Source organism: Burkholderia sp. HMSC10F09 (assembly GCF_001806955.1).
GTDB classification, from domain to species: domain Bacteria; phylum Pseudomonadota; class Gammaproteobacteria; order Burkholderiales; family Burkholderiaceae; genus Burkholderia; species Burkholderia multivorans.
Window position 1 is genome coordinate 1 of sequence record NZ_KV786858.1, and the last position, 1304, is coordinate 1304.

2 protein-coding genes are annotated in these 1304 nt (G+C 69.4%); one reads left to right on the forward strand and one right to left on the reverse strand.

Annotation, left to right across the window (positions count from 1 at the left end):
* Positions 1-134: SDR family NAD(P)-dependent oxidoreductase (locus HMPREF3115_RS31195; protein ID WP_006413376.1), on the reverse strand; the 134-nt coding region annotated here is incomplete at its 3' end.
* Between the two features lie 257 nt (positions 135-391).
* On the opposite strand from HMPREF3115_RS31195, the gene HMPREF3115_RS23025 reads away from it, so the two are divergent.
* Entirely contained in the window at positions 392-1267 is an 876-nt protein-coding gene (locus HMPREF3115_RS23025; RefSeq protein WP_035947687.1) for a KPN_02809 family neutral zinc metallopeptidase, read from the forward strand.
* Positions 1268-1304: the final 37 nt, after the last annotated feature.

Consider the following 1304-nt stretch of genomic DNA (forward strand, 5'->3'; position numbering starts at 1 on the left):
GCCTCGAGCGGCGCCGGCCGCCGGCCGATCAGCACGACGCGGTCGCCGCCGCGCGCGAAACGGCGTGCGCAGGCGGCGCCGATGCCGGTGCCGGCGCCGGTAATGACGATCGTACGGGGGCGTGCAGCGCGCATGTCGTTCTCCGGAAAAGGGTCGTGTCCGCGCACTGTAGGCGCGGCGCGCGCGCGCCGGTATCGGCCGAAAGGATGAACGCGCGCGGGGCGGCCGGCCGGCGCGGACGCCGCGCGTTTTGCAAAGGCTGACGTTGTCCGCGGCCGAATCGCTCTATCCTCGAATTTTTTGAGACAGTCGACGAAAGCCCGGCAAAATAGCGCGGACGGGCCGCGCATCGGTGCGACGGCCGGATCGACAAGAACGGGAGGGGCCGGCAATGAGGCTGGACGACGAAAGAGAGAGCATGAACGTCGAGGATCGCCGTGGTGCGGGCGGCTTCGGTGGAGGACGTGGCGCGACGATCGGCATCGGCACGATCGTGGTCGCGCTGGCCGCGTCGTATTTCTTCGGGATCGACCCGCGCGTCGTGCTCGAGGGCGCGTCGATGCTGCAGGGTCAGCAGACGCAGCAGGCGCCGGCGCAGCGCCAGGGTGCGCCGGCCACCGACCCCGGCGCCGTCTTCACGCGCAAGGTGCTCGGCAACATCGAGCGGACCTGGACGACGATCTTCTCGACGCAGCTGCACGCGCAGTACGCGCCGCCGAAGCTCGTGATGTTCACGAATACGACGCCGACCGCATGCGGGACCGGTCAGACCGCGATGGGGCCGTTCTATTGCCCGGGCGACCAAAAGGTCTATATCGATCTCGGCTTCTACGACGAACTGCGCAAGCGGTTCGGCGCCGGCGGCGATTTCGCGCAGGCGTACGTGATCGCGCACGAGGTCGGCCATCACGTGCAGAACCTGCTCGGCATTTCCGAGAAGGTCGACGCCGCGCGCCGGCGCGCGAGCGAGGCGCGCTCGAATGCGCTGTCGGTGCGCATGGAGCTGCAGGCCGACTGTTTCGCGGGCGTCTGGGCCAACAACGCGCAGCGCGCAAACCAGCGGCTGATCGAGCCCGGCGACTTCGAGCAGGGGCTGAAGACGGCGGCCGCGATCGGCGACGATCGGCTGCAGCAGCAGGGGCAGGGTTATGTGGTGCCGGAAAGCTTCACGCACGGCACGAGCGAGCAGCGCATGTACTGGTTGCGGCGCGGGATGGAGTCGGGCGAGCTGAGCGCCTGCGACACGTTCGCCGCGAACGCGCACTGACGGACTGAGACGTACGGCCTTGCCGCCCGCCACGCCG